The organism is Streptomyces scabichelini (assembly GCF_011045015.1).
GTDB classification, from domain to species: domain Bacteria; phylum Actinomycetota; class Actinomycetes; order Streptomycetales; family Streptomycetaceae; genus Streptomyces; species Streptomyces scabichelini.
Window position 1 is genome coordinate 13,621 of record NZ_JAAKZY010000056.1, and the last position, 26,180, is coordinate 39,800.

General features: G+C 71.1%; 28 protein-coding genes and 1 pseudogene. 18 read left to right on the forward strand and 11 right to left on the reverse strand.

The annotated features are described in order from the left end of the window. Position 1: 1 nt before the first annotated feature. Positions 2-1,015, forward strand: a complete 1,014-nt coding sequence (locus G5C60_RS19220) for an SDR family oxidoreductase (RefSeq protein WP_165260870.1) — start codon at positions 2-4, stop codon at positions 1,013-1,015. A 149-nt stretch (positions 1,016-1,164) separates the two neighbouring features. On the opposite strand, the gene G5C60_RS19225 is transcribed toward G5C60_RS19220, so the two are convergent. Both G5C60_RS19225 and G5C60_RS19230 read right to left on the reverse strand, forming a co-directional pair. Further along, entirely contained in the window at positions 1,165-2,268 is a 1,104-nt protein-coding gene (locus tag G5C60_RS19225) for an enolase C-terminal domain-like protein (protein ID WP_420907386.1), read from the reverse strand. A gap of 214 nt (positions 2,269-2,482) precedes the next feature. Then, positions 2,483-3,448 carry a TIGR03557 family F420-dependent LLM class oxidoreductase gene (locus G5C60_RS19230; RefSeq protein ID WP_165260872.1) on the reverse strand — a complete coding sequence of 322 codons (966 nt, stop codon included), beginning with the start codon at positions 3,446-3,448 and terminating at the stop codon, positions 2,483-2,485. 181 nt (positions 3,449-3,629) lie between these two features. On the opposite strand from G5C60_RS19230, the gene G5C60_RS19235 reads away from it, so the two are divergent. From G5C60_RS19235 to G5C60_RS19295, 13 genes are all read left to right on the forward strand, one after another. Then, the gene (locus G5C60_RS19235; RefSeq protein WP_165260873.1) at positions 3,630-5,615 is read left to right on the forward strand and encodes an FAD-dependent oxidoreductase; all 1,986 of its coding nucleotides are present in this window, start codon (positions 3,630-3,632) and stop codon (positions 5,613-5,615) included. Next, on the forward strand, positions 5,612-7,459 hold the full coding sequence (locus G5C60_RS19240; RefSeq protein ID WP_165260874.1) for a transketolase: 1,848 nt from the start codon (positions 5,612-5,614) through the stop codon (positions 7,457-7,459). Before G5C60_RS19235 ends, G5C60_RS19240 begins: the two co-directional genes overlap by 4 nt. 79 nt (positions 7,460-7,538) lie before the next feature. Continuing rightward, positions 7,539-8,459: a non-homologous end-joining DNA ligase gene (ligD, locus tag G5C60_RS19245; RefSeq protein WP_165260875.1), complete on the forward strand. Its 921-nt coding sequence runs from the start codon at positions 7,539-7,541 to the stop codon at positions 8,457-8,459. Between the two features lie 56 nt (positions 8,460-8,515). Continuing rightward, positions 8,516-8,914: a gas vesicle protein GvpO gene (locus G5C60_RS19250; RefSeq protein ID WP_165260876.1), complete on the forward strand. Its 399-nt coding sequence runs from the start codon at positions 8,516-8,518 to the stop codon at positions 8,912-8,914. A 49-nt stretch (positions 8,915-8,963) separates the two neighbouring features. After that, positions 8,964-9,410, forward strand: coding sequence for a gas vesicle structural protein GvpA (locus tag G5C60_RS19255; protein ID WP_165260878.1), 447 nt, complete (start codon positions 8,964-8,966; stop codon positions 9,408-9,410). Continuing rightward, positions 9,407-10,177 carry a GvpL/GvpF family gas vesicle protein gene (locus G5C60_RS19260; protein WP_165260880.1) on the forward strand — a complete coding sequence of 257 codons (771 nt, stop codon included), beginning with the start codon at positions 9,407-9,409 and terminating at the stop codon, positions 10,175-10,177. Before G5C60_RS19255 ends, G5C60_RS19260 begins: the two co-directional genes overlap by 4 nt. 16 nt (positions 10,178-10,193) lie before the next feature. Then, the gene (locus G5C60_RS19265) at positions 10,194-10,457 is read left to right on the forward strand and encodes a gas vesicle protein GvpG (RefSeq protein WP_165260882.1); all 264 of its coding nucleotides are present in this window, start codon (positions 10,194-10,196) and stop codon (positions 10,455-10,457) included. After that, a complete protein-coding gene (locus tag G5C60_RS19270; RefSeq protein WP_165260884.1) occupies positions 10,454-11,203 on the forward strand; it encodes a DNA primase in 750 nt (249 codons plus the stop codon). The genes G5C60_RS19265 and G5C60_RS19270 overlap by 4 nt, the downstream gene beginning before the upstream one ends. Then, a complete protein-coding gene (locus G5C60_RS19275) occupies positions 11,200-12,327 on the forward strand; it encodes an SRPBCC family protein (RefSeq protein ID WP_165260886.1) in 1,128 nt (375 codons plus the stop codon). The genes G5C60_RS19270 and G5C60_RS19275 overlap by 4 nt, the downstream gene beginning before the upstream one ends. Beyond that, a complete protein-coding gene (locus G5C60_RS19280) occupies positions 12,324-12,692 on the forward strand; it encodes a gas vesicle protein (RefSeq protein ID WP_165260888.1) in 369 nt (122 codons plus the stop codon). The genes G5C60_RS19275 and G5C60_RS19280 overlap by 4 nt, the downstream gene beginning before the upstream one ends. Further along, positions 12,689-13,501 (forward strand): GvpL/GvpF family gas vesicle protein, encoded by an 813-nt coding sequence (locus G5C60_RS19285; RefSeq protein WP_165260890.1) that lies wholly within the window; start codon positions 12,689-12,691, stop codon positions 13,499-13,501. Before G5C60_RS19280 ends, G5C60_RS19285 begins: the two co-directional genes overlap by 4 nt. Next, a complete protein-coding gene (locus G5C60_RS19290) occupies positions 13,498-13,686 on the forward strand; it encodes a gas vesicle protein (RefSeq protein WP_165260892.1) in 189 nt (62 codons plus the stop codon). The genes G5C60_RS19285 and G5C60_RS19290 overlap by 4 nt, the downstream gene beginning before the upstream one ends. Then, positions 13,683-13,967, forward strand: a complete 285-nt coding sequence (locus G5C60_RS19295) for a gas vesicle protein GvpK (RefSeq protein ID WP_165260894.1) — start codon at positions 13,683-13,685, stop codon at positions 13,965-13,967. Before G5C60_RS19290 ends, G5C60_RS19295 begins: the two co-directional genes overlap by 4 nt. Positions 13,968-14,022: 55 nt before the next feature. Here G5C60_RS19295 and G5C60_RS19300 read toward each other — a convergent pair whose 3' ends face one another. The 3 genes and pseudogenes from G5C60_RS19300 to G5C60_RS19310 form a co-directional block, all read right to left on the reverse strand. Then, positions 14,023-14,193 (reverse strand): hydrophobic protein, encoded by a 171-nt coding sequence (locus G5C60_RS19300; RefSeq protein WP_165260896.1) that lies wholly within the window; start codon positions 14,191-14,193, stop codon positions 14,023-14,025. Between the two features lie 46 nt (positions 14,194-14,239). After that, a pseudogene (locus tag G5C60_RS19305) lies at positions 14,240-15,054 on the reverse strand (class I SAM-dependent methyltransferase). A 118-nt stretch (positions 15,055-15,172) separates the two neighbouring features. Then, entirely contained in the window at positions 15,173-16,663 is a 1,491-nt protein-coding gene (locus G5C60_RS19310) for a bifunctional phosphatase PAP2/diacylglycerol kinase family protein (protein WP_165260898.1), read from the reverse strand. 79 nt (positions 16,664-16,742) lie between these two features. Between G5C60_RS19310 and G5C60_RS19315 the strand changes: the two genes are divergently transcribed. Continuing rightward, the gene (locus tag G5C60_RS19315; protein ID WP_165260900.1) at positions 16,743-18,362 is read left to right on the forward strand and encodes an ABC-F family ATP-binding cassette domain-containing protein; all 1,620 of its coding nucleotides are present in this window, start codon (positions 16,743-16,745) and stop codon (positions 18,360-18,362) included. Between the two features lie 168 nt (positions 18,363-18,530). Here G5C60_RS19315 and G5C60_RS19320 read toward each other — a convergent pair whose 3' ends face one another. Continuing rightward, positions 18,531-19,673: a baeRF2 domain-containing protein gene (locus G5C60_RS19320; protein WP_165260902.1), complete on the reverse strand. Its 1,143-nt coding sequence runs from the start codon at positions 19,671-19,673 to the stop codon at positions 18,531-18,533. Between the two features lie 86 nt (positions 19,674-19,759). Here G5C60_RS19320 and G5C60_RS19325 point away from each other — a divergent pair, with 86 nt between their 5' ends. After that, entirely contained in the window at positions 19,760-19,993 is a 234-nt protein-coding gene (locus G5C60_RS19325; protein WP_241266911.1) for a DUF6158 family protein, read from the forward strand. 36 nt (positions 19,994-20,029) lie between these two features. Here G5C60_RS19325 and G5C60_RS19330 read toward each other — a convergent pair whose 3' ends face one another. From G5C60_RS19330 to G5C60_RS19340, 3 genes are all read right to left on the reverse strand, one after another. Further along, positions 20,030-20,569 carry a type 1 glutamine amidotransferase domain-containing protein gene (locus G5C60_RS19330; protein WP_165260906.1) on the reverse strand — a complete coding sequence of 180 codons (540 nt, stop codon included), beginning with the start codon at positions 20,567-20,569 and terminating at the stop codon, positions 20,030-20,032. 81 nt (positions 20,570-20,650) lie between these two features. Then, positions 20,651-21,091, reverse strand: a complete 441-nt coding sequence (locus G5C60_RS19335) for a CBS domain-containing protein (protein WP_165260908.1) — start codon at positions 21,089-21,091, stop codon at positions 20,651-20,653. Positions 21,092-21,217: 126 nt separating this feature from the next. Next, on the reverse strand, positions 21,218-21,610 hold the full coding sequence (locus G5C60_RS19340) for a DUF2795 domain-containing protein (RefSeq protein ID WP_165260910.1): 393 nt from the start codon (positions 21,608-21,610) through the stop codon (positions 21,218-21,220). A gap of 136 nt (positions 21,611-21,746) precedes the next feature. Here G5C60_RS19340 and G5C60_RS53200 point away from each other — a divergent pair, with 136 nt between their 5' ends. Beyond that, positions 21,747-21,878: a hypothetical protein gene (locus G5C60_RS53200; protein WP_277611356.1), complete on the forward strand. Its 132-nt coding sequence runs from the start codon at positions 21,747-21,749 to the stop codon at positions 21,876-21,878. A 169-nt stretch (positions 21,879-22,047) separates the two neighbouring features. Here G5C60_RS53200 and G5C60_RS19345 read toward each other — a convergent pair whose 3' ends face one another. After that, positions 22,048-23,841 carry a thiamine pyrophosphate-requiring protein gene (locus G5C60_RS19345; protein WP_165260912.1) on the reverse strand — a complete coding sequence of 598 codons (1,794 nt, stop codon included), beginning with the start codon at positions 23,839-23,841 and terminating at the stop codon, positions 22,048-22,050. 234 nt (positions 23,842-24,075) lie between these two features. On the opposite strand from G5C60_RS19345, the gene G5C60_RS19350 reads away from it, so the two are divergent. Beyond that, positions 24,076-24,870, forward strand: a complete 795-nt coding sequence (locus tag G5C60_RS19350) for an RNA polymerase sigma factor SigF (RefSeq protein ID WP_165260914.1) — start codon at positions 24,076-24,078, stop codon at positions 24,868-24,870. Between the two features lie 109 nt (positions 24,871-24,979). Here the strand turns inward: G5C60_RS19350 and G5C60_RS19355 are convergent, their stop codons facing one another. After that, positions 24,980-26,107, reverse strand: coding sequence for a GAF domain-containing protein (locus G5C60_RS19355; protein ID WP_165260916.1), 1,128 nt, complete (start codon positions 26,105-26,107; stop codon positions 24,980-24,982). Positions 26,108-26,180: the final 73 nt, after the last annotated feature.

Here is a 26,180-nt window from a genome sequence, read left to right on the forward strand (position 1 = left end):
CGTGTCGCGCCGCAGGGCCGTCGTGGTGACCGGGGCCAGCGGCGGCGTGGGCCGGGCCACGGCCCGGGCCTTCGCCGCCCGTGGCGACCGGGTGGCCCTGCTCGCCCGGGGCCGCGACGGACTGGCCGCGGCGGCGGACGAAGTGACACGGGCCGGGGGTGAGGCGCTCGTCGTCTCCGTCGACGTGGCCGACGCCAAGGCCGTAGAGGACGCCGCCCAGCAGGTGATCGACGCCTTCGGGCAGATCGACGTCTGGGTCAACAACGCCTTCGCCGGGGTCTACGCGCCGTTCACCGAGACCACCCCGGACGAGTTCCGCCGGGTGACCGAAGTGACGTACCTGGGCTATGTGTTCGGCACTCGGGCCGCGCTGCGGTACATGCTGCCGCGGGACCGGGGCGCGATCGTGCAGGTCGGTTCGGCGCTCGCGTACCGGGGGATTCCGCTGCAGTCCGCGTACTGCGGGGCCAAGCACGCCATTCAGGGCTTCAACGAGTCGTTGCGCTGCGAGCTGCTGCACGACGGCTCGCGGGTGCGGACGACGATGGTGCAGCTGCCCGCGGTCAACACCCCTCAGTTCGACTGGGTGTTGAGCCGTATGCCGGGCCGGGTCCGTCCCGTCGCGCCCATCTACCAGCCGGAGGTCGCCGCCCGGGCCATCGTGCACGCGGCCGCGCATCCGCGACGCCGCGAGTACTGGGTGGGCGGCTCCACGGCCGCCACGCTGCTGGCCAACGCCGTCGCCCCCGGTCTCCTCGACCGCTATCTGGCCCGCACGGCGTTCGACGCCCAGCACGAGGAGGGCCGGCACGACACCTACGGCAACCTGTGGTCCCCGGCCGACGGGCCGCACGGCCGCGACTTCGGTGCGCACGGTCGCTTCGACAGCGAGGCGCTGCCGGGCAGTTCGCAGGAGTGGGTGTCCCGGAACCGGGGGCGGATGGGCGCCGTGGCGCTGGCCGCTGGTGGGACGATTGCGCTTGCCGCGAGGGCGCTCCGCTCGGAAAGGCGGTAAGGGCGGTGGGGTAAGGGCGGTCCGGAATCCGCGGGCCGTCTTGGGCTGGTCGCGCAGTTCCCCGCGCCCCTGACGGGGCGACGGGGCGCTGGTCGCGCAGTTCCCCGCGCCCCTTACGGGGCGCCCCGTCACGGGGCGCGGTTCCCTTCCTACGCCACCCGGAACTCCTCCACCTCCTCCGTCCGTAGCGTCAAGCCGTGGCCGACGCCGCCGTCCGGGTGGACCGCGCCGCCCGTGGGGTCCAGGGCGCCGTCGAAGAACATCGACTCGATGCGGACGTGGTCGTGGAACCACTCGATGTGGCGGAGGTTGGGGACGGCCGCTGCGACCGCGGCGTGGGCGTGCGGGGCGCAGTGGGAGGAGATCTCCAGGCCGTGGGACTGGGCGAGGGCGGCGGCCCGGAGGAACTCGGTGAGACCGCCGCAGCGCGTGGCGTCGACCTGGAGGCAGTCGACCGCGCCGGCCGCGATCATGCGGGCGAAGTACGGGAGGTCGTAGCCGTACTCGCCCGCCGCGACGTCGCAGACCAGCGCGTCGCGGACGAGCCGCAGACCCGTCAGGTCGTCCGAGGACACCGGTTCCTCGAACCAGCCGACCCCGTACTCGGCTAGCGCGCCCCCGACGCGTACCGCCTGCTTGCGCGTGTAGGCGCCGTTCGCGTCGACGTACAGCTCGGTCTCCGGGCCGATGACCTCTCGCGCGGTATGGACGCGCGCGAGGTCGCGGGTGACCGCCCGCCCCCAGCTCTCGCCGATCTTGATCTTGACGCGGGGGATGTGCTGACCGTGCACCCAGCCGTTCAGCTCGGCCGCCAGATGCGTGTCGTGGTACGTCGTGAAGCCTCCGCTGCCGTACACGGGCACGGCCTCGCGGGCGGCGCCGAGGAGGCGTACGAGGGGGAGTTCGAGGAGGCGGGCCTTGAGGTCCCACAGCGCGATGTCGAGCGCGGAGATGGCGCAGGCCGCCACGCCCGGACGGCCCGCGTTGCGCACCGTGCGGCACATGGTGTCGTGCGCGGCCGGGATGTCGAAGGCGTCGCATCCGGTGACGACCGGCGCGAGCTGCTCGCGCAGCAGGTCCCCGACGGCGGCAGGGCCGTAGGTCCAGCCGGTGCCGGTCGCGTCGCCCGCGGCCACCTCGACGATCACGATCGTCGTGGTGTCCCAGGCGAGCGTGCCGTCCGCCTCTGGCGCGTCGGTCGGAACGGTGTACGTGGACACGACGGGCGGCTGGATATCCAGCTTGAGATTCACCGGACACCTAACCCGACTTGCCGAGGTCCGCGCCCCTTCAGGGGCGCGGGGCTGTGACATATGCGGCTCCGCCGCGTGGGCGCGACCAGCCACAACGGACCCGCAGACTCGAACCGCACGTCCAGCGGAGCGCTCGACTCGGTCCAGACGGCCGGGAGAGGAGAAACCGTCTGGACCGAGAGCCTCGACAAACCATCGAGCCGGTGGACCGGCATCAGCGGACCCCCTGCTGGAGCTGGGGCAGCACCTTGGTGCGGTAGAAGTCGAAGAAACCGCGCTGGTCGGGGCCGATCTGGTTGACGTAGATCCGGTCGAAACCGGCCTCCGCGAACGCGTTCAGGGCGCCGACGTGTTCGTCCACGTCGTCCCCGCACACCACGTTCTGGCTCACCATGTCCTCGGTGATCAGGGGCTCCAGTTGCTCGAAGTGCCGCGGCGAGGGCAGTACCTGGCCCATCTCGCCTGGCAGCAGCTGGTTGGACCAGAGCCGGTGGACGGTGCGTACGCACTCGTCGCGGTCCTGGCCGTAACAGACCTTCGTGCCGCCGCTGACCGGCTTGCCGCCTCCGCCGCCCTTGCGGAACTGCTCCACCATCGACTCCTCCGGCATCATCGTGATGTAGCCGTCGCCGACGCGGGCTGCGAGCGCGGTCGCCTGCGGTCCGAAGCCCGAGATGTCGATCGGGACGGGCTCGTCGGGGACCGTGTAGAGGCGGGCGTTCTGGACCGTGTAATGGGGCCCGGAGTGGTTGATCTCGTCGCCGGTGAAGAGCTGGCGCATCACCTGGATCGACTCCTCCAGCATCTCCAGGCGGACGTGCGCGGGCGGCCAGGCGTCACCGAGGATGTGCTCGTTCAGGGCCTCGCCGCTGCCGACGCCGAGCCGGAAGTGGCCGTTCGTCATCACCGCGCTGGTCGCCGCGGCCTGCGCCACCACCGCCGGGTGCATCCGTATGGTCGGGCAGGTGACCGCCGTGCCGATCGGGAGGGACACGGCCTCGGAGAGCGCGCCGATCACGGACCACACGAAGGGGCTCTGGCCCTGTGCGTCGTTCCACGGGTGGTAGTGGTCCGAGATCCACAGTGACTGGAAACCGGCCTGCTCGGCCATCCTCGCCTGTTCGATCAGATCGCTGGGACCGAACTCCTCGGTCGACAGGAAACAGCCGTACTCGACCATGGCGGGCACCTCCGCGACGGGGCGGTTCGAGGTCCTGGTCCGGGTATCCCCGGGGTCCGGCGCGAAACGCCGCTGTCCAGGGCGGGCGGCGGTCGCCACTGCCCGGGTGCGGGCGACGTTTGGGTGCCCGGGCCGGGGGGACGCGGAAAGCCCGTACGAGCGACCCCGCCGGAGGCGAACCATGAGTCGACCCCGCGTCGTGATCGTCGGTGCCGGCTTCGCCGGGTACCAGACCGCGCGCACCCTGTCCCGGATCACCCGGGGCAAGGCCGACATCACCCTGCTGAACCCGACGGACTACTTCCTGTATCTGCCCCTGCTGCCCCAGGTCGCCGCCGGGGTGCTCGAACCGCGTCGTGTCACCGTCTCGCTGTCCGGCACCCTGCCGCGCGTACGGCTGGTGCTCGGCGAGGCCGACGGCATCGACCTCGAAGGGCACACCGTGCACTACACGGACCCCGAGGGAGACGGGGGCACTCTCGCGTACGACCGGCTCGTGCTGGCCGTCGGCAGCGTCAACAAGCTGCTGCCGGTGCCCGGTGTCGCCGAGCACGCGCACGGCTTCCGGGGGATGCCCGAGGCGTTGTACCTGCGCGATCACGTGACCCGGCAGGTCGAGCTCGCGGCCGCCTCCGACGATCCCAAGAGCTCCGCGTCGCGCTGCACGTTCGTGGTGGTCGGCGCCGGCTACACCGGGACCGAAGTCGCCGCGCAGGGACAGCTGTTCACCGACGCGCTGGTCCGTAAGCAGCCCTTGCGCCAGGGCATACGGCCCCGCTGGATGCTGCTCGACATCGCCCCGCGTGTCCTGCCCGAGCTCGACGAACGCCTCTCGCGTACCGCCGACCGCGTGCTGCGGAGGCGTGGGGTCGAGGTCCGCACCGGGACCTCCGTGGAGGAGGCGACCTCGACCGGAGTCCGGCTCAGCGACGGGGAGTTCATCGACACCCGCACCCTTGTGTGGTGTGTCGGGGTTCGGCCCGATCCGCTGGTCGAGGGGCTCGGGCGGCCGCTGGAGCGCGGCCGGCTGCTCGTCGACCCGTACCTCCAGGTTCCGGGCCACCCCGAGGTGTTCGCGTGCGGCGACGCGGCCGCCGTGCCGGATCTGGAGAAGCCGGGCCAATACACGCCGATGACCGCCCAGCACGCCTGGCGGCACGGCAAGGTCGCGGGCCGTAACGTCGCCGCGTCGCTCGGCTTCGGCGAGCGCCGCGAATACCGCCACCGTGACATGGGCTTCACCGTCGACCTCGGTGGCGTGAAGGCCGCCGCCAACCCGCTCGGCGTTCCGCTGTCCGGCCCGCTGGCCGGGGCCGTCACCCGCGGCTACCACCTGGCCGCGATGCCCGGCAACCGCATCCGGGTCGCCGCCGACTGGTTCCTGGACGCCGTACTCCCACGCCAGGCCGTCCAGTTGGGCCTGGTCCGCTCCTGGTCCGTACCACTGGACACGGCCTCACCGGAGCTGGCCCGGGTGGCGGGCGCACCGGAGAACCGCCCCGCTCCGGTCACGCGCGGGACGCCCGCCGCGACATCCCTGGCCGACACCCACGCGGTCCCGGATCCCGGCAGGCCGGGGGCGACGGGCCCGAGGAAGTCGGCGGTGCCGGATCCCGGGCGGCCGGGGGCGCCGGGTGGCGACCAGCCCGGTTCTGCCGACGCGACGAACGCGACGGAACCGGGTCATGACGGCCCCGCCGCCGACGGTTCCCGTCCAGCCGTTTCCGACCCTGGCGGGCCCGCGACGTCCGACACCGACGAGCCAGCCTCCGGCAGCCCTGCGGCGTCCGGCCCGGTTGAGTCGTCGACCGCGTACAAGCCCATGGCGTCCGGTTCCGGCGGACCTGGCTCCGGTCGGCAAGCGGCATCCGGTTCCGACACGTCCGCCTCTGCCGAGCCGGGGGTGTCCGGCCCGGGCGGCCCCGGCTCCGGTCGGCCGATGGCATCTGGTCCCGAGGGGCTGGCGCCCGAGCGGGAGGTGTCGGGTCCGGGCGGCCCCGGCCGGCCAGCGGCATCCGGCTCCGACACGTCCGCCCCTGCCGCGCCGGAGGCGTCCCGCTCCGGCACGTCCGCCCCCGCCGCGCCGGAGGCGTCCGGTTCCGACAACCCCCGTCCCGCCCGGCCGGCAGGCCCCCGCTCCGACAGGCACCCGGAGGGAGACTCATGAAGTCCCGTCAACTCGTTGAGCTCGGGCAGCAGTTGCGTGTCGACAGTGTGCGTGCGTCGGCTGCGGCGGGGTCCGGGCATCCGACTTCCTCGATGTCCGCCGCCGATCTGATCGCGGTGCTGCTTGCTCGGCATCTGCGTTACGACTTCGAGCGGCCCGCCCATCCCGGGAACGACCGGTTCATCCTCTCCAAGGGGCATGCCTCGCCTCTGCTGTACGCCGCGTACAAGGCGGCCGGGGCCATCAACGAGACCGAGTTGATGACCTTCCGCAGGCTCGGGAGCCGGCTGGAGGGGCATCCGACGCCGCGGCGGCTGCCGTGGGTCGAGACGGCCACCGGCTCGCTCGGGCAGGGGCTGCCCGTCGGCGTCGGGATCGCCCTGTCGGGCAAGCGTCTTGACCGGGTCGGCTACCGGGTGTGGGTGCTGTGCGGTGACAGCGAACTGGCCGAGGGCTCCGTGTGGGAGGCGGCCGAGCACGCCGCGTACGAGCATCTCGACAACCTCACCGCGATCGTCGACGTCAACCGGCTCGGACAGCGCGGCCCGACCCGGCACGGCCACGACCTCGACGCGTACGCACGCCGTTTCCAGGCCTTCGGCTGGCACACGATCGAGGTCGACGGACACGACGTGGACGCCGTCGACCGCGCGTACGGCGAGGCCATCTCCACCGTCGGGCAGCCGACCGCGATCCTCGCCCGCACCCTCAAGGGCAAGGGCGTCCAGGACGTCCAGGACCGCGAGGGGCTGCACGGCAAGCCGCTCAAGGACGCCGACGAGGCGATCGAGGAACTCGGCGGTGTGCACGACGTCCGCGTCGAGGTCCAACCGCCGCCCGCCGCCCGGATGCTGCACGCCGTACGGACCGGGCATCTGGACCTGCCGCGCTACGAGACCGGCGACGAGGTCGCCACCCGCGACGCCTTCGGCCAGGCGCTCACCGCGCTCGGCACGGCACGCGGCGACATCGTGGCCCTCGACGGCGAGGTGAGCGACTCGACGCGCTCCGAGTTCTTCGCGAAGGAGCACCCCGACCGGTTCTTCGAGTGCTACATCGCCGAGCAGCAGCTCGTCGCCTCCGCCGTGGGCCTCGCGGCACGCGGCTGGGTGCCGTACGCCTCGACCTTCGCCGCGTTCCTCACCCGCGCCCACGATTTCATCCGCATGGCGTCGATCAGCGGCAGCGGCATCAACCTGATCGGTTCGCACGCGGGCGTCGCGATCGGCCAGGACGGGCCCTCGCAGATGGGCCTGGAGGACCTGGCGATGTTCCGCGCGGTGCACGGCTCGACCGTGCTGTACCCGTGTGACGCGAACCAGACGGCCAAGCTCGTCGCCGCGATGGCGGGCTGCGAGGGGATCCGCTACCTGCGGACCTCACGCGGTGCCTCGCCGGTGATCTACGGCCCCAACGAGGAGTTCCCCGTCGGCGGCAGCAAGGTGCTGCGCGTCTCCGCCCAGGACCGGCTGACCGTGGTCGCCGCCGGAGCGACGGTGCACGAGGCCCTGGCCGCCGCGGACCGGCTCGCGGACGACGGCATCCCCGTCCAGGTCATCGACCTCTACTCCGTCAAGCCCGTCGACCGACTCACCCTGCGGGAGGCCGCCGAACACACCGGCTGTTTGATCAGCGTCGAGGACCACCGCGAGGAGGGCGGCCTCGGCGACGCGATCCTCGACGCCTTCCTCGACGGCCGTCCGATGCCCCGGCTGGTCCGCCTCGCCGTGCGCACCATGCCCGGTTCGGCATCGCCCGCCGAGCAGCTGCACGCCGCGGGCATCGACGCCGAGTCGATCGCGGCCGCCGCGAAGCTGCTGGTGGAACAGGCGGTCGTGCGATGAGAGCCAGCGATATCCGGACGACCGGTATGAGGGCCAGCGGTATGAGGGCCACCGGTCCACGCGTGCGGAGGGAATGACCATGAGCGGCACGACGACCGTACGGGCCGGCCGGCGCACCGTGGAGGTGCATCGCCCCGACAAGGTGCTGTTCCCCGGCGACGGGCGGACCAAGGAGTTCACCAAGGAGGACCTCGTCGCCTACTACCGGGAGATCGCGCCCTTCATGCTGCCGCATCTGCGCGGGCGCCCGCTGATGATGGAGCGGCACCCGGACGGGCTCGACGGACCCCGGTTCATGCAGAAGAACCTCCAGAAACACGACCCGGACTGGATCAACCGCATCGAGGTGCCCAAGGAGGGCGGCACCGTCTGCCACCCCGTGTGCGACGACGCCGCGACCCTCCTCTACCTCGCCGACCAGGCCTGTCTGACCCTGCACCGGTGGCTGGCCAGGGTCGACGGGATCGACCGGCCCGACCTGATGGTCTTCGACCTCGACCCCGCCGGCGACGACTTCGACTCCGTGCGCCGTGCCGCCCGGCAGCTCGGTGAACTCCTCGACCGGATCGAGCTGCCGTCCGCGCTCATGACCACCGGCTCACGCGGCATGCACGTCATCGTGCCGCTCAACGCCCACCACGACTTCGACGAGGCGCGCGAGTTCGCCAGGGACGTCGCCGAGACGCTGGCGGGCGCGCACCCCGACGACCTCACCACGGCCGCCCGCAAGAAGGACCGCGGAGACCGCCTCTACCTGGACGTACAGCGCAACGCCTACGCACAGACTGCCGTCGTCCCCTTCACCGTCCGTGCCAGGCCCGGCGCCCCGGTGGCCACGCCGATCAGCTGGGACCAGCTGGACGATCCGGACCTGCGCCCGGGCCGCTGGACCATCGACGACGCCGTCGACCAGGCCCGTACCGACCCCTGGTCCGCGCTGCCGCGCCGCGGACGGGCGCTGGGCCCGGCGCGGCGCAAGCTCGACACCCTGCGCGGCTGAGTGCCTGGCTGAGGTTTGGCGGGCGGCCTCGGGGCCACCCGGACGGAGAGGTGGCCATGTCGAACACATCCAACCCATCCAATACATCCAACACATCCGGCACATCAAGTGCAAAGGGTTCATCAGAAGCCTCAGAACCCTCAGAATCCTCCAAAGGCAAGCAGAAGAGTCAGGCGGACGAGGTGCCGGGCCCCATGGAGGTACTGCGCCACGCGCGCGCCCAGCTCGCCGAGCTCACCGGCATGGCGGCCGAGTCCGTGTCGTCCTTCGAACGCACTGAGGACGGCTGGACGCTGGAAATAGAAGTCATGGAACTCGCAAGGGTTCCCGACACGATGAGCCTGCTCGCGAGCTACGAGGTGACCCTCGACCCACAGGGCGAGCTCACCGGGTACCGGCGCGTTCGCCGTTACGAACGCGGGAGGGCCGACCCACATAGGCCCGGCGGCCGGTAGGCCGCCCACCCGCTTACCCACCCCCAACCAACGAGGAGGACCGGTCGGTATGACCGTCGTCCCAGCACAGCAGACCGGCGGCGGAGGCGGCACCAGCGGTCTCTACGACGTTCTGGAACTCGTCCTCGACAGGGGGCTCGTTATTGACGCGTTTGTGCGGGTCTCTCTGGTCGGCATCGAGATCCTGAAGATCGACGTCCGTGTCGTCGTCGCCAGTGTCGACACCTATCTGCGCTTCGCGGAGGCGTGCAACCGGCTCGACCTGGAGGCCGGGCCGCGCAAGAGCCCCGGCCTGCCCGACATGGTCGGTGAGATCACCGAGTCCGGCGCGCGCGGCAAGTCCAAGGGAGCGCTGTCCGGCGCCGCCGAGACCGTCTCGGACGCCTTCAAGCAGGCTCGGGGCGAGAAGCAGGCCGAGTCCAGGCAGGGCGAGGCCGAGTCCAGGCCCCGCGCTCGTAAGGCCACCTCCGCGCGCAAGAAGGAGGAGCAGGAGTGAGCACGTACGTCTACGGCATCACCGCCGGCTCGCATCCTTCGCTTCCCGACGGCATGGACGGCGTCGGCGACCCGGTGTGCCCGGTGCGCATCGTCAAGGAGAGCGGTCTCGCCGCGATCGTCAGCGACGCCCCCGAAGGCCTGCGGCCCAAGCGCAGGGACGTGCTGGCCCACCAGAACGTCCTGGCCGAGGCGGGCGCGGGCGGCCCCGTGCTGCCCATGCGATTCGGCAGCGTCGCGGCGGACGACGCGACGGTCGCCGGAGTGCTCGCCGAGCGCGCCGAGCACTACAAGGAGCGTCTCGACGCGCTGGCCGGCAGGGTCGAGTACAACGTCAAGGCGAGCCATGACGAAGAGGCCGTACTGCACCGCGTGATGGGCGAGAACCCGGAGGTCCGTGCGCTCACCGAGGCCAACCGGCAGGCGGGCGGCGGCACTTACGAGCAGCGGCTGCGGCTCGGCGAGATGGTGGTGGCCGCTGTGAAGTCCCGCGAGGCGGAGGACGCCGCCGAGCTCCAGCATGCCCTGGAGTCGGCTGCCGACGCCGTGAGCGCGGGCCCGGAGTCGACGGGATGGCTGGCCAACCTGTCGTTCCTGGTGGCCCGCGAATCCGCGGAGATGTTCCTCGCCGCCGTCGAGCAGCTCCGCAAGAGCCACCCGCACCTCGAGGTACGGGTCAACGGACCGTTGCCGCCGTACAGCTTCGTCGACCCCGGCCCCTCCCAGCCGGCGGACACCACGGCCGGTGCGGACACCGGAGCGGAATGAATTCAGGAGTGAGTCCATGGGACTGATCGGAGAAGTGCTGCTGCTGCCGTTCGCCCCGGTGCGCGGCAGCGCATGGGCCATCAGACAGGTGCTGAACGAAGCGAAACGGATCTACTACGACCCGGCCACGGTCCGGGACGAACTCGCCCGGCTCGAGGAGCGGCTCGAGTCGGGCGAGATCGATGAGGAGGAGTTCGACCAACTCGAGGACGACCTCATCGACCGGCTGGAGATCGGCATGCGCGGCAATGCGGGAACGGGCGACTGGACGACAAGATGAACCGAGTGGGACTGGGCCTCGCGGTAGGGGCCGGATACGTCCTCGGACGTACGAAGAAGATGAAGCTGGCGTTCGCCGTCGGCACCCTGGCGGCCGGCCGGCGGATGCAGCTGAGCCCGCGGGCGCTCGCGGATCTGGTGAATCAGCAGCTGCAGAACAACCCGCAGTTCAAGGAGGTCGGCGACCAGCTGCGCGAGGACCTGCGCGGAGTCGGCAAGGCGGCGTCCGGCGCGCTGGTCGAGCGGCGCATCGAGGCCCTGGCGGACCGGCTGCACGGCCGGACCGACCAGGTCCGCGGCCGGATCGAGGGCGTGGCCCCGGACCTGCCGGGGGCCGAGGACGAGGAGGAGTCCGAGGCATCCGACGAAGAGGAACCTGAAGAACCGGACGAAGCAGAACCGGACGAGGCAGAACCGGACGAGGCAGAGGACGAGTCCGAAGAGCCGGCGGGAGATGAGCGCGAGCAGGCACCGCCCCGGAAACCCGAGAAGGCAGCCGCCAGGAAAGCCCCTGCCAAGAAAGCCGGCGCCAAGAAGGCGGCGAAGAAGGCACCGGCCAAGAAGTCCGCCGGGTCCGCCGCGAAGGCGCCGGGGACGAAGGCCACCGCCAAGAAGGCGGCGAGCAAGACGACGGCGGCGAAGAAGACCGCCAAGAAGGCCCCCGGGAAGAAGGCGGCCGCCTCGAAGGACACGGCGCGCGGTGTCACGCGGGCCGCCCGGCCGCCGAGGGGAGGTCCAGAACGATGACTGACACCGTCAGGACGGCGACGGGCCGCGTCGGGAACGGCGTCGGAACGGCGACCGAACAGGCACAGGCGAAGGCCGGCGGCCTCGGAGGTGTCGCCCAGAGCGAGGCCGCCGAGCACCTCAAGGCGGAGCTCCAGGAGTACCTCGCGGTCCAGGTACAGCGCCTGCTGATCGGCTTCGGCCGCAAACTCGGCGAGACGACCGGCAAGCTCAACGACATCGCCGAGGGCAACAGCCCCGGCTTCGCGCGCCTCGCCCTGGACGGCGGCCGCAAACTCGCCGAGGGCAAGGGGCCGTTGCGCACCGCCGTCGAAGTCGGGACCTCACGAGCCAAGGAGAACGTGCTCGGCGCGGTCAAGAACCTGGGCGGCGGCAAGGGCAAGGGCAAGGGCAAGAGCAAGGGCCGCGCGGGGCAGAAGCCCACCGTCATCATGGAGTACATCGACATCGGGGTGTCGCTGCGCACCGCGTACGACCAGTGGACCCAGTACCAGGAGTTCAGCACCTTCACCAAGGGCGTGCAGAGCGCGAACCGCGCCGACGACACGACCTCCGAATGGCAGGCCAAGGTCCTCTGGTCCAACCGCAGTTGGAAGGCCCACACCACCGAACAGCGGCCCGACGACCGGATCTCCTGGACGTCGGAGGGCGCGAAGGGCACCACGAAGGGTGTCGTCTCCTTCCACCCCCTCGGCGAGAACCTCACCCGGGTCCTGCTGGTCATGGAGTACTACCCCACGGGCCTGTTCGAGCGCACGGGCAACATCTGGCGCGCCCAGGGCCGCAGGGCACGACTCGACCTCAAGCACTTCGCGCGCTACATCACTTTGCGCGGTGAGGCCACCGACGGCTGGCGCGGCGAGATCAGCGACGGCGAGGTGGTCCGCAGCCACGAGGACGCGCTCGCCGAGGAGGACGAGGCGCCCGAGGAAGCAGAGGAGGAAGAGGGCGCATACGAGGAGGAGGGCCCGAACGGCGAAGAGGAAGAGGAGGCGGAAGAAGAGCCTGAGGCCGAGTACGAGGACGAAGAGGTGCCTGAGGGCGAGGAGGAAGAAGAGGAACCTGAGGGCGAGTACGAGGAGGAGGACGAGTACGAGACCGCCGAGGGCGGGAGCCGACGATGACCACACCCAGCCGACTCCCCGAACCCTACGGGCACGACGGGAGCGCCAACCTCGCCGACATCCTCGAGCGCGTGCTCGACAAGGGCATCGTGATCGCGGGCGACATCCGGATCAATCTGCTCGACATCGAACTGCTCACGATCAAGTTGCGGCTCATCGTGGCCTCCGTCGACAAGGCGAAGGAGATGGGGATCGACTGGTGGGAGGACGACCCGGCGCTGTCCTCGCGTGCGCGCCGCGACGAACTGGCCCGCGAGAACGCCGAGTTGCGTGCCCAGGTCGCCGAACTGGAGCGCGGGGAACTCGACCGCGGGCGCACCCGTACCCGTTCGGAGGAGCGTCGTTCGGAGGAGGAGGCCCCATGAGCGGTCTGCGTTATGTCTATGCCGTCTGCCGCCCCTTCGGCTCCACGCTTCCCGCCCAGCTGACGGGCGTCGGGGGCATGCCGCCCAAGCAGCTGACCCACCGCGGCATGGTCGCCATCGTCAGTTCGGTACCGGAGGACGACTTCGCGGAAGAGCCGCTGCGGGCGCACCTGGAGGACCTGGACTGGCTCAGCGCGACCGCGCGGGCACACCAGAACGTGATCGACGCGCTGACCATGGTGACCTCGCCCGTGCCGCTGCGGCTCGCCACCGTCTTCCGGGACGACAGCGGCGTACGCACGATGATGGAGGCCCAGGAGGAGACGTTCCGGCGGACACTCGACCGGATCGACGGGAGGGTGGAATGGGGCGTCAAGGTGTACGCGGAATTCTCCGGGGATGAGGAATCTTCCGGGGGTTCGGACGCGGTGTCCGCAGGTGTTTCCGCTGAACGGCCGTCCCCAGTAAAGGGCGGGACGGGACGCGACTATCTGCGGCAACGGCGGCAGCAGCGCAGAGCCCATGAGGAGAAATGGGAACAGGCCGAGGAATTCGCGCGCCGGCTGCACGGCTCCCTTTCCCGGTTCGCGGAGGACGCCCGGATTCACGCGCCGCAGAACGCGGCGCTTTCCCGCGCCTCGGGCCGTAATGTGCTCAACGCCGCTTATCTCGTGTCGCGTGCGGAATCAGAGGAATTCGTGGAACTGGTGGACCGTACAAAGGGCGATGAGCCGGGCCTGCGGGTGGAACTCACCGGGCCCTGGGCCGCGTACTCCTTCAGCGGCCCGGCGGGGGAGGAGGGCGCATGACCGTCGTCGAACGCCGTGAGATCGCCCTCGTCGACCTGCTCGACCGGCTGCTCGCGGGCGGAGTCGTCATCACTGGTGACCTCACCCTGCGCATCGCGGACGTCGATCTCGTACGCATCGACCTGAACGCGCTCATCAGCTCGGTGAACGAGCAGGTCCCCTCGCCCTGGCAGGAGGTGCCGTGACAGCCCGCAGGAACCGTCTGGACTTTGAGCCGGACACCGTGGAACGTGATCTGGTCAAGCTCGTGCTGACCGTCGTCGAGCTGCTGCGGCAGCTGATGGAACGGCAGGCGATCCGCCGTTTCGACACGGGCGAGCTGACGGAGGACCAAGAGGAGCGGATCGGGCTGACGCTGATGCTCCTCGAGGACCGGATGGCCGAACTGCGCGAGCGCTACGGCCTGCGGCCCGAGGACCTCAATCTGGACCTCGGGCCGCTCGGACCACTGCTTCCCAGGGACTAGCCACTACCCAGGGGACCAGCCACTACTTCCCGGGGACTAGGGGACTAGTGGGGGGCTACCAGCGATACCAACGTGACCTGGTACCGGTTGTGGTCGTGCTGCGCATCAAGAATCCCAGCAGCCACACGACGAGAACCACCAGGGCAATCCACCAGAGCAGTTTCACCGCGAAGCCGGCACCGAACAGAATCAGCGCCAGAAGCAGTACCAGCAGGATGGGAACCATAATCTGAAACCTCCTCCTGGTGTCCGGGTTTCCAGGAGCGGGGGAATCAGACCGGCTTTCGGCCGAGAATTTCTCCGTGCGGACAGGAGAACCATGCGTCCTCCTGTCGGCCCCATTCCCGCCACGCCTCCGACACCGCGCGCAGCTGCTCGGCGTCACGTGGCCGCCTTCCGTGGCGCGTTCGGCGTACGAGGAGGCGAGCGTGCGGTCCGCCCACAGGCCGCTCCACCAGGCGCGCTCCTCGTCGCTCGCGAAGCACCAGGTACTGGAGGAGGCGGTGATGTCGGTGAAACCGGCCCGCAGCGCCCAGGACTTGAGCCGCCGCCCGGCGTCCGGCGCACCGCCGTTGGCGCGGGCCACGCGCAGATACAGGTCCAGCCAGTCGTCCATGCCGGGCGTCAGCGGATACCAGGCCATCGCCGGGTAGTCCGCGTCGCGCACGGCGACGAAGCCGCCGGGCTTCGTGACCCGGTACATCTCGCGCAACGCCCGTACCGGATCTCCCACATGTTGCAGCACCTGATGCGCGTGGACGACGCAGAAGGTGTCGTCCGGGTAGTCCAGCGCGTGGACGTCCGCGACGGCGAACTCGACGTTCTCCAGGCCCTGTTCGGCGGCCGTGGCCCGCGCCTGGTCCAGGATGCCCGCCGCCTGGTCGACGCCGGTGACCCGGCCGTCGGGGACCAGCTTCGCCAGGTCCGCGGTGATGGTGCCCGGACCGCAGCCGATGTCCAGGATCGTCATATGGGGCTTCAGCGAGCCGAGGAGGTACGCCGCCGAATTGGCGGCCGTGCGCCACGTGTGCGAGCGCAGCACGGACTCGTGATGCCCGTGCGTGTAGACGGCTGTCTCCTTCGACATGACGTCACCTTCCGTCGTGTTCCGGCGTGGCGGTACCCGTGAACGTCACCGTACGCCGCCATGTCGAATAATGAGACCCGCGTCTTGCTATACGGACGGACGGGGAGGCGGCGGGTGATCAGCGGTGGGTGAGCGGCCGGTAGACGGTCAGCGCCTCGGGCAGCTTCTCGAGCGTCAGATCGCCCTCCACCGTGGTGACTTCGCCGTCGTACGCCAGGAGCGTGCCGGGCGCCACGTCGTCCACGTGGAGCCTGCCGACCCGTACCGCCGCATGGACGGGGGAGCGGGTCAGCGGTCCCGCGACGGCCGCGGCGAGGAGCCGGACGGCGGGCTTACGGCCCCCGTGCACGACCCGTACGTCCAGCCGGCCGTCCGCGAGGTCGTAGCGGCGGCCGGGGATCGGCCCCATGCGGTGATACGTGCCGTTGCCGGCGAACAGCAGCCACAACGGCCGTTCCGTGCCGCCGATCTCGGTCCGCAGCGGATGCCGGTCGGCCCGCAGCACGCGCAGCGCCGCGAGCACGCCCGCCGGCCAGCCGCCGATCCGCTTCGACCAGCGGTCCCGCTCACGCACCAGCTCCGGATAGACGCCAAGGCTGCACGTGTTGAGGAAGCAGCCCTCGACGGCGCCGGAGGCGAAATGGCCCACGTCCACGCGTACGGCGTCACCGTGCTCGAGGGCCCGGCACAGGTCGCGTACGTCCTCCACGCCCAGGTCGTGCGCGAAGTGGTTGAGCGTGCCGCCGGGCAGCACCGCGAGCGGGAGGCCATGGCGCAGGGCCACCTCGGCGGCCGCGTTCACCGTGCCGTCGCCGCCGCACACGCCCAGGACCACGGCCCGTTCCGCGGCCTTCGCCAACTCGGCCCGCAGCTCGGCCGCTTCACACTCCACGATCTCGGCGCGCGGCAGGACGTCGCGCAGGAGGCGTACCCGCTCCGGTGTGCCCGCCCCCTTGTTGGCCACGAGCACCAGGCCCTGCCCCTCGGGGAGCGCGGGCGCGTCCACGCGCGGGCGGCCGGGCGGCGGCAGCTGATCGCGGGTCGGCACGAGGCCCCGTACCGCGAAGGCGGCGCCCGCGCCGAGTGCCGCGCCCGCGAGGACGTCGCTCGGGAAGTGGACGCCCGTGTAGACCCGCGAGAGGGCCACCGCGACGGCGGCCGGGGCGACGGCCGCGCCCAGGGGCCGGGACTCCAGGGCGACGCCCGTCGCGAAGGCCGCCGCCGACGCCGAGTGCCCCGACGGGAACGAGGTGGTGATCGGCTGCCGGTCCAGCTGACGGATCAGCGGTACCGCGTGGAGCAGCGGGCGCGGACGGCGCACCGTGCGCTTGCCGAGCGTGTTGATGGTCGCCGAGGCCACGGCGAGCGAGGCGGCGCCCCGGGCGGCGGCGCGGCGGGCCTTCGGCGAACGCGTCACCGCGAGGGCCGCCGCCGTGGCGAACCACAGCTTTCCGTGGTTGGCGCTGCGGCTCAGCCTCGGCAGCACACGGTCGGCGCCCGGCCAGTGCCGTGCCGCGACGGCGTCGAAGGCGCGGCAGTCCACGCTCAGCAGCCGGTCGCGCAGGCCATGGCCGGGTTCGGGGACGGTGAGGTCTACGTCTGCGGTCATGGACTGCGGGTACCCCTGCAGTCCATGACCGCGCATAACCGTTTGCCGCCCGATCCCCTCGCCCGGACAATGCCCAATCATGGGACATCTGGAAGCGGCGCACCTCGAGTACTACCTGCCCGACGGGAGGGCGCTCCTCGGCGATGTGTCCTTCCGGGTGGGCGACGGGGCCGTGGTCGCGCTGGTCGGGCCCAACGGCGCCGGGAAGACGACCCTGTTGCGGCTGATCTCGGGTGAGCTGAAGCCGCACGGGGGCACCGTCACGGTGAGCGGCGGGCTCGGCGTGATGCGGCAGTTCGTGGGGTCCGTACGTGACGAGACCACCGTGCGCGATCTGCTCGTGTCGGTCGCGCCGCCCCGGATCCGTGAGGTGGCGAAGGCCGTCGACGCCGCCGAGCACGCCATCATGACCGTCGACGACGAGGCCGCCCAGCTCCAGTACGCGCAGGCGCTCGCCGACTGGGCGGAGGTCCAGGGGTACGAGGCCGAGACGCTGTGGGACATGTGCACCATGGCCGCGCTCGGCGTGCCGTACGACAAGGCGCAGTTCCGCGAGGTGCGGACGCTGTCCGGCGGTGAGCAGAAGCGGCTCGTCCTTGAGGCGCTGCTGCGCGGCAGCGACGAGGTGCTGCTGCTCGACGAGCCGGACAACTACCTCGACGTGCCCGGCAAGCGCTGGCTGGAGGAGCGGCTGAGGGAGACGCGCAAGACGGTTCTGTTCGTGTCCCACGACCGTGAGCTGCTGGCCCGCGCCGCTGAGAAGATCGTGAGCGTGGAGCCGGGACCTGCGGGCGCCGACGCGTGGGTGCACGGCGGCGGCTTCGCGACGTACCACGAGGCGCGGCGTGAACGCTTCGCGCGCTTCGAGGAGTTGCGGCGGCGCTGGGACGAGAAGCACGCCCAGCTGAAGAAGCTGGTGCTGAACCTGCGGCAGGCCGCCACGATCAGCCATGAGCTGGCCTCGCGGTACCAGGCCGCGCAGACCAGGCTGCGCAAGTTCGAGGAGGCGGGCCCGCCGCCGGAGCCGCCGCGCGAGCAGGACATCACGATGCGCCTGCACGGCGGGCGTACCGGCATCAGGGCCGTCACCTGCGAGGGGCTCGAGCTCACCGGGCTGATGAAACCCTTCGACCTGGAGGTCTTCTACGGCGAGCGGGTCGCCGTGCTGGGTTCCAACGGCTCCGGCAAGTCGCACTTCCTGCGGCTGCTCGCGGGCGGTGAGGTGGCGCACACGGGGAAGTGGAAGCTCGGCGCGCGCGTCGTCCCCGGCCACTTCGCGCAGACGCATTCCCACCCCGAGCTGGAGGGGCGCACCCTGCTCGACATCCTGTGGACCGAGCACGCCCAGGACCGCGGCGCCGCGATGTCCCGGCTGCGGCGCTACGAGCTGACCGGCCAGGCCGAGCAGCGCTTCGACCGGCTCTCCGGCGGCCAGCAGGCCCGCTTCCAGATCCTTCTGCTGGAACTGGAAGGGGCCACGGCCCTGCTCCTCGACGAGCCCACCGACAACCTCGACCTGGAGTCGGCCGAGGCTCTCCAGGAGGGTCTGGAGGCGTACCAGGGCACGGTCCTGGCCGTCACCCACGACCGCTGGTTCGCCCGCTCCTTCGACCGGTACCTGGTGTTCGGCAGCGACGGGAAGGTGCGTGAGACGACGGAGCCGGTGTGGGACGAGCGGCGCGTGCAGCGGGCCCGCTAGCGCCCGGTAGCCGACGGTCCGCGCCCCTAAAGGAGGCCGCAGGCCTTCCCTTTAGGGGCGCGGGGCTGTGTCGATTTGCGGCTCCGCCACGATGGGGGTCCCCCCGCTCGAGCGGAGCCGAGCGTGGGGGAGCGACCAGCCACAGATCACCCGCAGCTGTCATACCGCCTATCCAGCGGAGCGCTCCCGCTCGGTCCAGCGGAGCAGCGCTCCCAGGCCGCCCGCCGGAGCGCCCTGGGGCCCGGCCTGCGGCACGGCGGGCGACAACGACAGCGCGGGGGCGCCCGCCGCGATCACGGACCGCAGCAGCGCGTCGTCCGCCCGCGCCGACCAGGGGCGCGGCTCGCCCAGCGTCTTCGTGTCCGTGCGCCGCACCGCCAGCTGGTCGGGCCCCTCGCCGACCCACACCTCGCGGTGCGTGTCGGGCCCGTCCGGGATGATCAGCAACTCGTCGATCCGGTGCTCCCGGGCCGCCTCGATCACCGCTGGTACGCCCTCGACGGCGCCGACGTTTCCGTCCGCGTCCGGCGCCCGGGCCGCCATGAACCGCTCCAGGTCCTCGGCCGCCCTGCGGCGCACATGCTCCGCGCGGATCCGCTCCACGTCCTCGTCGAGGAGCCTGCTGCCGGCTCCACGCGTGGCCTCCATCGTGCGGTCGTGCAACCGCTGCGGCAGCCGCTCGTGCACCGCCCGCCGCTCGCGGTCGTCGCCGACGAGGATCAGCAGATCCGCCCGGGTCTCCTCCTGGCACACGGCGAGCGCGTCGGCGATCTCCGCGGCGTTGTGCTCCCAGGTGTTCTCCACCCTGAGCTGGAAGTGCCGCTCCGACCAGTCGACCGAGCTCGTACGGTGCAGCGGCCACTGCCGCCCGGACACCGAGCCCACGTCCCGGCTGCCCAGCGCGGAGCGCAGCTCGAAGTCGGCCCCGCGCCGGTCGACGTAGGCCACCACGCAGACCGGGTCCTCACCGAGCAGATCGAGGAGCGGCGCGGTGTGCGGGAGCGCTGACCACTCGACGGACAGGCCGCCCGGCGGGGACGCGGCCAGGGCGGGGTCGAGGACGACCTCGCCACCGGTGGCGAACAGGGCCCGGCCGTGCGGTTCGCTGGAGTGCCGCAGCTCCTCCAGCGCGGCCCGCACGGCCCGGCAGGTCGGCTCGTCCGCGCCCTGGTCCGCGAGTTGCCTGGATGCCGCCTGTGCCGTCAGTGATCGCTCATGAGGGGTGTCCTCCGTGTGCTGGGAGGTGCCGACGTACACGGAGGCCCAGGGTCCCGGAAGTTCGTACAGTGGACGCAGAAAGGCGAGATCCATGGCTTCCTCCCGGATGCCGCTCGGGATATTGCTTGCCGGGCGGGTACCCGGACGCCTCGAAGGAACACGACGATCGGGGTACCACCATGACCGGAGTCGACCCGGGTCTTCTGGACGACCAGCAGCTGATGAAAGAGCTGGAGACCATCCACCGCACGCGCCACGACACACTGCTGCACGGCTCGAACGACGCGCTGCGTATGCACAACGAGCGGATGGCGCAGCTCGAGGGCGAGTATCTGCGCCGCAACCCGCGCCGGCCTGTGGCTTCGGGCCGGACCCGGGAGGGCGCGCGCGAACGGCAGCCGGGCGGGGCATGAGCGCCGCCGCCCGGCTGCCGGCCTCCGCCTTTGCGGTCAGCGCCGCTTGGCGAACTCCTCCAGGAACGCCTCGCAGAACACCTTCAGGTCGTCCGGCTTACGGCTGGTGACGAGCGTCGACGGCGCTGCGTCACAGACCTGGACCTGCTCGTCGACCCAGGTGCCGCCCGCGTTGCGGATGTCGGTGCGCAGGCTCGGCCAGGAGGTGAGGGTACGGCCGCGCACCACGTCCGCCTCGACGAGCGTCCACGGGGCGTGACAGATCGCGGCGACCGGACGGCCCTGCTCGAAGAAGTCCCGCACGAACGACACGGCCCGCTCGTCCATGCGCAGCGCGTCCGGGTTGGCCACGCCGCCGGGGAGCACCAGGCCCTCGAAGGAGTCCGCCGACGTCTCGCCCACGACTTCCTGCACGGGGAACACGTCGGCCTTGTCGAGATGGTGGAACGCCTGGATCTGACCCGGCTTCGTCGACACGAGCACGGGTTCGTCACCCGAGTCGATCACGGCCTGCCAGGGGTCCGTGAGTTCGATCTGCTCGACGCCCTCCGGCGCCATCAGAAACGCGATACGCATGGATCCTCCACGTCCTCTCTCGACACGTCCTTCCTCGGCGGCACGCGCCCTTCCGGCCCGAGCCGCCGCTCTCCCGCGCGTTCACCCGGTGAAGCTGCCCGGCGAGTCGTCCGGCGCCGCGCGGCTGATCTCCGCGAGGGCCGAGTCGGGGTCCTGTGAGACCGCGAGGTCGCCCAGGCTGACCATGCCGACCGGGTGGCCGTCCTCGACGACCGGCAGGCGGCGTATGGCGTGGTCGCGCATCAGCTCGACCGCCGCCGAGACCGCGTCGTCCGGACCGATCACCACCGGGTTGGGCGTGCACACGGCCTGGGCGCTCACCGTCAGCGGGTCGACTCCGTCCGCGACCGCGCGGAGCGCGATATCACGGTCCGTCAGGACTCCGAGGACGCTCCGGTCCCCGGTCACCAGAACGTCGCCGATGTCCTGGGCGCGCATGAGCTGCGCCGCTTCGACGAGCGAGGCGTCGGGGCGGACGGCGACGACGCCTGGCGTCATGACTTCCCTCACGAACTGAGCCATTGCTGTGGGCCCTTCCTGCTTTCCCCGGTCACGGGGCCGATCACTGGTACGACGGCGGGATGTGGCCCGCAGTACCCCGGAGCGGCCGGACTATGCCTCCGCCACGGGTGCTTCGGGCGGTGAGCCCTAACCGGTCTCGCCGCCCGCGGCACGTACGACCGCTTCGGCCAGTTCGTGAGCGGTGTCGTAGACCGCCTTCCTCGGCAGCCGCTCCAGCGGTTCGACGAGCCCGTCGGGCGCGTTCCGACTCCGCAGGAGGCGGCTCAGTTCGCGAGGGCCCCCGGGGAAGGCCGTACGGCCGAGCAGCCGCGCGAGTTCGTAGCGCACCTCCTCCACGGAGCCCGGGCCGGCGCCCGGCAGAACCGGCCCGCCCGCGACCCGCAGGTCGTCGTCGGCGGTCGGCTCCGGGTCGTGCCACTCCTCGGTCCTGGTCGGGTGGCCCGACCGGAGCAGGCCCTGCAGTTCATGCTTCATCTCATCGTCCTTGTGGACGTTGAGCCGGTCGCTGCCTCGCTGCATGTCTCCCTCCAGACACTCGGGGGTGGACCCTCGTGTACCCGCGCCCCCGACATCGACACGAAGGGTTTGTCCACTCGTGGCCTGGAGACCCGTTTTGCGCCCCCCAACCGCAAATTCCATGGGGAAGGACAGGACCATGGCGGTATTCGCTGTGACTCTCCCGGTCCTGATGCTCGGCGTCGTCCTGGCGCTCGGCCGCTACGAGGACTGGCTCCTCCCGCCGGCCCGGCATCCGGACGAGTCCGAAACGCCGGCACTGCACCACTGATCGCTGAACTGATCACTGATCACTGATCGAGTCGGGTCGAGTTGGATCGAATCGGACGTGCATCGGCCCCGGCGCCGGGGGGAGCGCCGGGGGCCTGCTCGGGGGGTGTCCGACCTGCGGTGGGGCGTCCGTCAGGAGCGGTGTCCGTCAGGAGCGGTGGAGCCGTCCGTCAGGGGCGGTCGTGACCGGGCAGGAACTCCTGGATCTTGGCCTTGAGGCCCTGGCGGACCATCGACGTGCGGTCGGAGTCGCCCTTGAGGATGGACGCGGCGGTGGCCTCCATCTGTTCCCACGTGGCGTGCGGCGGGATCGGCGGGACGGCCGGGTCGGTCAGGAACTCGATCACCGCGGGGCCGTCGGCCTCCAGGCCCGCGCGCCAGCCCGCCTCGACGTCCTCCGGCTTCTCCACCCGGATACCGGTCAGCCCGAGGGAGCGGGCGAAGGCGGCGTACGGCACGTCCGGGATCTCCTGCGAGGGCAGGAACGAGGGGGCGCCCTCCATGGCGCGCATCTCCCAGGTCACCTGGTTGAGGTCGTGGTTGTTCCAGACGCCCACGACGAGCCGCGGGTCCTCCCAGCGGTCACGGTACTTGGCCGCCGTGATCAGCTCCGCAAGCCCGTTCATCTGCATCGCCCCGTCCCCGACGAGCGCGATCGCGGGCCGGTCCGGATGCGCGAACTTCGCCCCGATCGCGTACGGCACCCCGCAGCCCATCGTGGCGAGCGTCCCCGACAGCGAGGAGCGCATCCCGGGCCGGCTCGTCAGATGCCGCGCGTACCAGTTCGCCGCCGAACCCGAGTCGGACGTGACCATCGCGTTGCCGGGCAGCAACGGGTCAAGCGCCCGCGCCACGTACTCCGGATTGATCGGGTCCGCGGACAGGTGGGCCCGGCTCTCCATCACCTCACGCCAGCGCGCCACGTTCGCGCACACGGTGTCGTACCACTCGCGCCCGCGGTCCTCGTCCAGCAGCGGGATCAGCCGCGTCAGCGTCGCCTTGGCATCCCCGACGAGATTCACCTCGTACGGATAACGCATCCCGACCATGTGCGGATCGATGTCGATCTGCACGGCCCGCGCTTTCCCGAACTCCGGCATGAACTGCGTGTACGGGAAGGAGGAGCCGATGGTCAGCAGGGTGTCGCAGTCGCGCATCAGCTCGTAACTCGGCCGGGTGCCCAGGAGGCCGATCGCCCCGGTGACGTAAGGGAGTTCATCGCTCAGCACGTCCTTGCCGAGCAGCGCCTTGGCGACGCCCGCGCCCAGGAGTTCGGCGATGCGCTCCACCTCGGGCTGGGCCCCGGCCGCGCCCTGGCCGATCAGAATCGCCGCCTTGTCGCCGGAGTTGAGCACCTCGGCCGCCCGTTCCAGCGACTCCTGCGAGGGAATCGCCGTCCACGCGCTGCGGTCCAGGCTGGAGGGGACCATCTTGAACTCGTGCGTGGGGGCGGAGTAGTCGAGGTCCTGGACGTCTCCGGGGATGATCACGGCGGTGGGGGCGCGGCGCGCGTACGCGGTGCGGATCGCCCGGTCCAGGACGTTCGGCAGCTGCTCGGGCACCGTCACCGTCTCCACGAAGTCGGAGGCGACGTCCTTGAACAGCGTGTGGAGATCGACCTCCTGCTGGTACGAGCCGCCCATCGCGGTCCGGTGCGTCTGGCCGACGATCGCGAGCACCGGCACATGGTCGAGCTTGGCGTCGTACAGGCCGTTGAGCAGGTGGATCGCGCCGGGCCCCGAGGTCGCGGCGCACACACCGAGCCCGCCCCCGAACTTCGCGTAGCCGACCGCCTCGAACGCGGACATCTCCTCGTGCCGGGACTGGATGAACCGGGGACGGTCCTCGGCCCGGCCCCATGCGGCGAGAAGGCCGTTGATGCCATCACCCGGGTAACCGAACACATGTTCCACGCCCCATTCGCGCAGGCGCTGCAGGACGTGGTCGGCGACTGTGGTGCTCATGCGGGACCTCCCGGGGGTGACGGCTGTACCGCCCGAGTCACCCGCGCACGCCCCGAAAAACCTGCGGGTGTTTGCCGCTCACTCGGTGGGGCAGGCGAATGTCAGTGCTTCGGACAGGAGGCACGTCCGTGGGAGCGGCGAATTTCCCGCCACGGGTGTGCCCGTTCGGTTCCGGGCGCGCTCCCACGGTGACCGTCCACCCCAAGGCACCATTCAAGGGAGTTGCGACGCACCATGCAGACGCACGCAAGCGCGAAGCACCACCCGCATGATGACGCACCCGACACCACCGAGGCCTTCCGTACCCTCGCCAAGCTCCCTCCGGGGCAGCAGCGCGACACACTCCGTGCGGAGATCGTCGAGGCCTGGCTGCCCATGGCCGAGCGGCTCGCGGGACGTTTCCGCAGCCGCGGCGAGAGCTTCGAGGACCTGCGTCAAGTAGCGGCGCTCGGGCTGGTCAAGGCCGTCGACCGCTACGACCCGGAGCGCGGCAACGCCTTCGAGAGTTATGCCGTCCCGACCGTCACCGGCGAGATCAAGCGGCACTTCCGCGACCACATGTGGACCCTGCACGTACCCCGTCGGGTCCAGGACCTGCGCAACCGGGTCCGCTTCGCCTGCCAGGACCTGTCCCAGACGATCTCAGGGCGGCAGCCCACGGTCCAGGAGATCGCCGAGCACGCACAGATGAGCGAAGAGGACGTGCGCGTCGGCCTGGAGGCGCTGGAGAGTTTCACCGCCCTCTCGCTCGACGCCGAACTCCCGGGCAGCGAGGACGGATACGCCCTGCGCGACGCGCTCGGCGCCTCCGACCCGGCCCTCGACGTCGTCGTCGACCGTGAGGCGGTCAAGCCCCGCCTGGAGGCGCTGCCCGAACGCGAACGGGCCATCCTCTACATGCGGTTCTTCGGCGACATGACCCAGAGCCGCATCGCCGAACAGCTCGGCATCTCCCAGATGCACGTCTCCCGCCTGATCAGCCGGTGCTGCGGCAGGCTGCGGGACCAGGTGATGCAGGACGCCGCGTAGCTCCGCTGAAGGTGCGGTTCGAAGCTGCGGGTTCGTTGTGGCTGGTCGCGCCGTTCCCCGCGCCCCTGAAGGATGGCCTGCGGCCTCCTTCAGGGGCGCCGGACCGGTACTAGCGGCGGTCCAAGTTCCTTAAGGCCAGTGCTATGTGACGGGACATCATGTCCAACACCTGTGCCTCGGCCATCGAGAACGCCAGGCGTGCCCCGCAGCGGAACAGGGTGAGCACGCCCTGTACGGCGCCGTCGACGGTCAGTGGGACGCACAGCAGGGACGTGACGTTCGCGCGGACCAGGACGGGGGCGCCCGAGGCGTCCCGGCCGAAGGCCTCCGGGTCGTCCGGGCGCACCTGGAGTGCCGTGGACCCGCCGCGTGCCGCCTCGACTACGAGTGGGCACGTGGCGGGGTCCTGCGCCTGAAGGTCCGCGAGTGGGCCCTGCCGGTCGGCCGGTCCGAGGACGGTCATACGGCACAGCCGTGCGGCCCCCTCGTCGGCCACCACCCAGTCCGCGAACCGCCCGTGCAGCACTTGGGTCGCCCGCTCCAGGACGGCCGCCCGGGTCTTCGCGGGCTCGGCCAGCAGCGCCGTGGTCATGGCGTCCACCAGGTCCATCTGCGCCGCGTGCCGCGTCGTCTCGGCGAGGTCCGGCACAGTGCCGTGAGGGGTCTCGGGGGACGGGACCCGCGACACCGCGGGCTGGAGCACGATGAGTGCGGAGGTACGTGGCTCACCGCTCGTCCGCACCGCGGTGAGCGTCGCGCGCACGGGAGCGGAGGGGCGTTGCTGAAGGTGGACGGTGAGACTGCGGTCGCCCTCGCCACGGGCCACCGCCGCGGTCTGGGAACGGAACGCGGCCCGCTCCGCGTGTGCGAGGAAACTGCTCAGCGGCCGGCCCGTCGCGTAGCCCGCCCGTATCCCGGTGAACTGGGTCGCCGCGTGGTTCAGCCTGCGCACGACCGTCTCGCGGTCCGTCAGCGCGACGGGCAGCGGAAGGCGCTGGAAGATCGCCCGCAGCAGCTGCTGCTCCTGGCGGTCGGCGGAGGGCCCGCCGGACGCGCCGCCCGAGTTCAGCCGCTCGTACCACGGCCACAACTGGTCGGCCACATGGTCGAGTTCGAAGAGCGCCGCGTCGAGTACTGTCGGCAGGTCGTCGTTGGGTACCGACCGTGCCGCCTTCAGTTCTGCGACACGGCGCACGAAATCCTCGAGTTCCTCACCGAACTCGTCCGTTTGCGCCATGCAACGAACCTAGCCGGTCACAAGCCGTTCCGGGGCCGCCGGAGCGGAACCCCTCGAACTCGTTTTTCCCGCA

Bases quoted from the DNA above. Each gene is read 5' to 3' on its own strand.
- G5C60_RS19230 (WP_165260872.1), bottom strand. From the start codon at position 3,448: ATGGTCGAGTACGGCTGTTTCCTGTCGACCGAGGAGTTCGGTCCCAGC.
- G5C60_RS19235 (WP_165260873.1), top strand. From the start codon at position 3,630: ATGAGTCGACCCCGCGTCGTGATCGTCGGTGCCGGCTTCGCCGGGTAC.
- G5C60_RS19240 (WP_165260874.1), top strand. From the start codon at position 5,612: ATGAAGTCCCGTCAACTCGTTGAGCTCGGGCAGCAGTTGCGTGTCGAC.
- ligD (WP_165260875.1), top strand. From the start codon at position 7,539: ATGAGCGGCACGACGACCGTACGGGCCGGCCGGCGCACCGTGGAGGTG.
- G5C60_RS19250 (WP_165260876.1), top strand. From the start codon at position 8,516: ATGTCGAACACATCCAACCCATCCAATACATCCAACACATCCGGCACA.
- G5C60_RS19255 (WP_165260878.1), top strand. From the start codon at position 8,964: ATGACCGTCGTCCCAGCACAGCAGACCGGCGGCGGAGGCGGCACCAGC.
- G5C60_RS19265 (WP_165260882.1), top strand. From the start codon at position 10,194: ATGGGACTGATCGGAGAAGTGCTGCTGCTGCCGTTCGCCCCGGTGCGC.
- G5C60_RS19270 (WP_165260884.1), top strand. From the start codon at position 10,454: ATGAACCGAGTGGGACTGGGCCTCGCGGTAGGGGCCGGATACGTCCTC.
- G5C60_RS19275 (WP_165260886.1), top strand. From the start codon at position 11,200: ATGACTGACACCGTCAGGACGGCGACGGGCCGCGTCGGGAACGGCGTC.
- G5C60_RS19280 (WP_165260888.1), top strand. From the start codon at position 12,324: ATGACCACACCCAGCCGACTCCCCGAACCCTACGGGCACGACGGGAGC.
- G5C60_RS19285 (WP_165260890.1), top strand. From the start codon at position 12,689: ATGAGCGGTCTGCGTTATGTCTATGCCGTCTGCCGCCCCTTCGGCTCC.
- G5C60_RS19290 (WP_165260892.1), top strand. From the start codon at position 13,498: ATGACCGTCGTCGAACGCCGTGAGATCGCCCTCGTCGACCTGCTCGAC.
- G5C60_RS19300 (WP_165260896.1), bottom strand. From the start codon at position 14,193: ATGGTTCCCATCCTGCTGGTACTGCTTCTGGCGCTGATTCTGTTCGGT.
- G5C60_RS19310 (WP_165260898.1), bottom strand. From the start codon at position 16,663: ATGACCGCAGACGTAGACCTCACCGTCCCCGAACCCGGCCATGGCCTG.
- G5C60_RS19315 (WP_165260900.1), top strand. From the start codon at position 16,743: ATGGGACATCTGGAAGCGGCGCACCTCGAGTACTACCTGCCCGACGGG.
- G5C60_RS19320 (WP_165260902.1), bottom strand. From the start codon at position 19,673: ATGGATCTCGCCTTTCTGCGTCCACTGTACGAACTTCCGGGACCCTGG.
- G5C60_RS19325 (WP_241266911.1), top strand. From the start codon at position 19,760: ATGACCGGAGTCGACCCGGGTCTTCTGGACGACCAGCAGCTGATGAAA.
- G5C60_RS19330 (WP_165260906.1), bottom strand. From the start codon at position 20,569: ATGCGTATCGCGTTTCTGATGGCGCCGGAGGGCGTCGAGCAGATCGAA.
- G5C60_RS19335 (WP_165260908.1), bottom strand. From the start codon at position 21,091: ATGGCTCAGTTCGTGAGGGAAGTCATGACGCCAGGCGTCGTCGCCGTC.
- G5C60_RS19340 (WP_165260910.1), bottom strand. From the start codon at position 21,610: ATGCAGCGAGGCAGCGACCGGCTCAACGTCCACAAGGACGATGAGATG.
- G5C60_RS53200 (WP_277611356.1), top strand. From the start codon at position 21,747: ATGGCGGTATTCGCTGTGACTCTCCCGGTCCTGATGCTCGGCGTCGTC.
- G5C60_RS19345 (WP_165260912.1), bottom strand. From the start codon at position 23,841: ATGAGCACCACAGTCGCCGACCACGTCCTGCAGCGCCTGCGCGAATGG.
- G5C60_RS19350 (WP_165260914.1), top strand. From the start codon at position 24,076: ATGCAGACGCACGCAAGCGCGAAGCACCACCCGCATGATGACGCACCC.
- G5C60_RS19355 (WP_165260916.1), bottom strand. From the start codon at position 26,107: ATGGCGCAAACGGACGAGTTCGGTGAGGAACTCGAGGATTTCGTGCGC.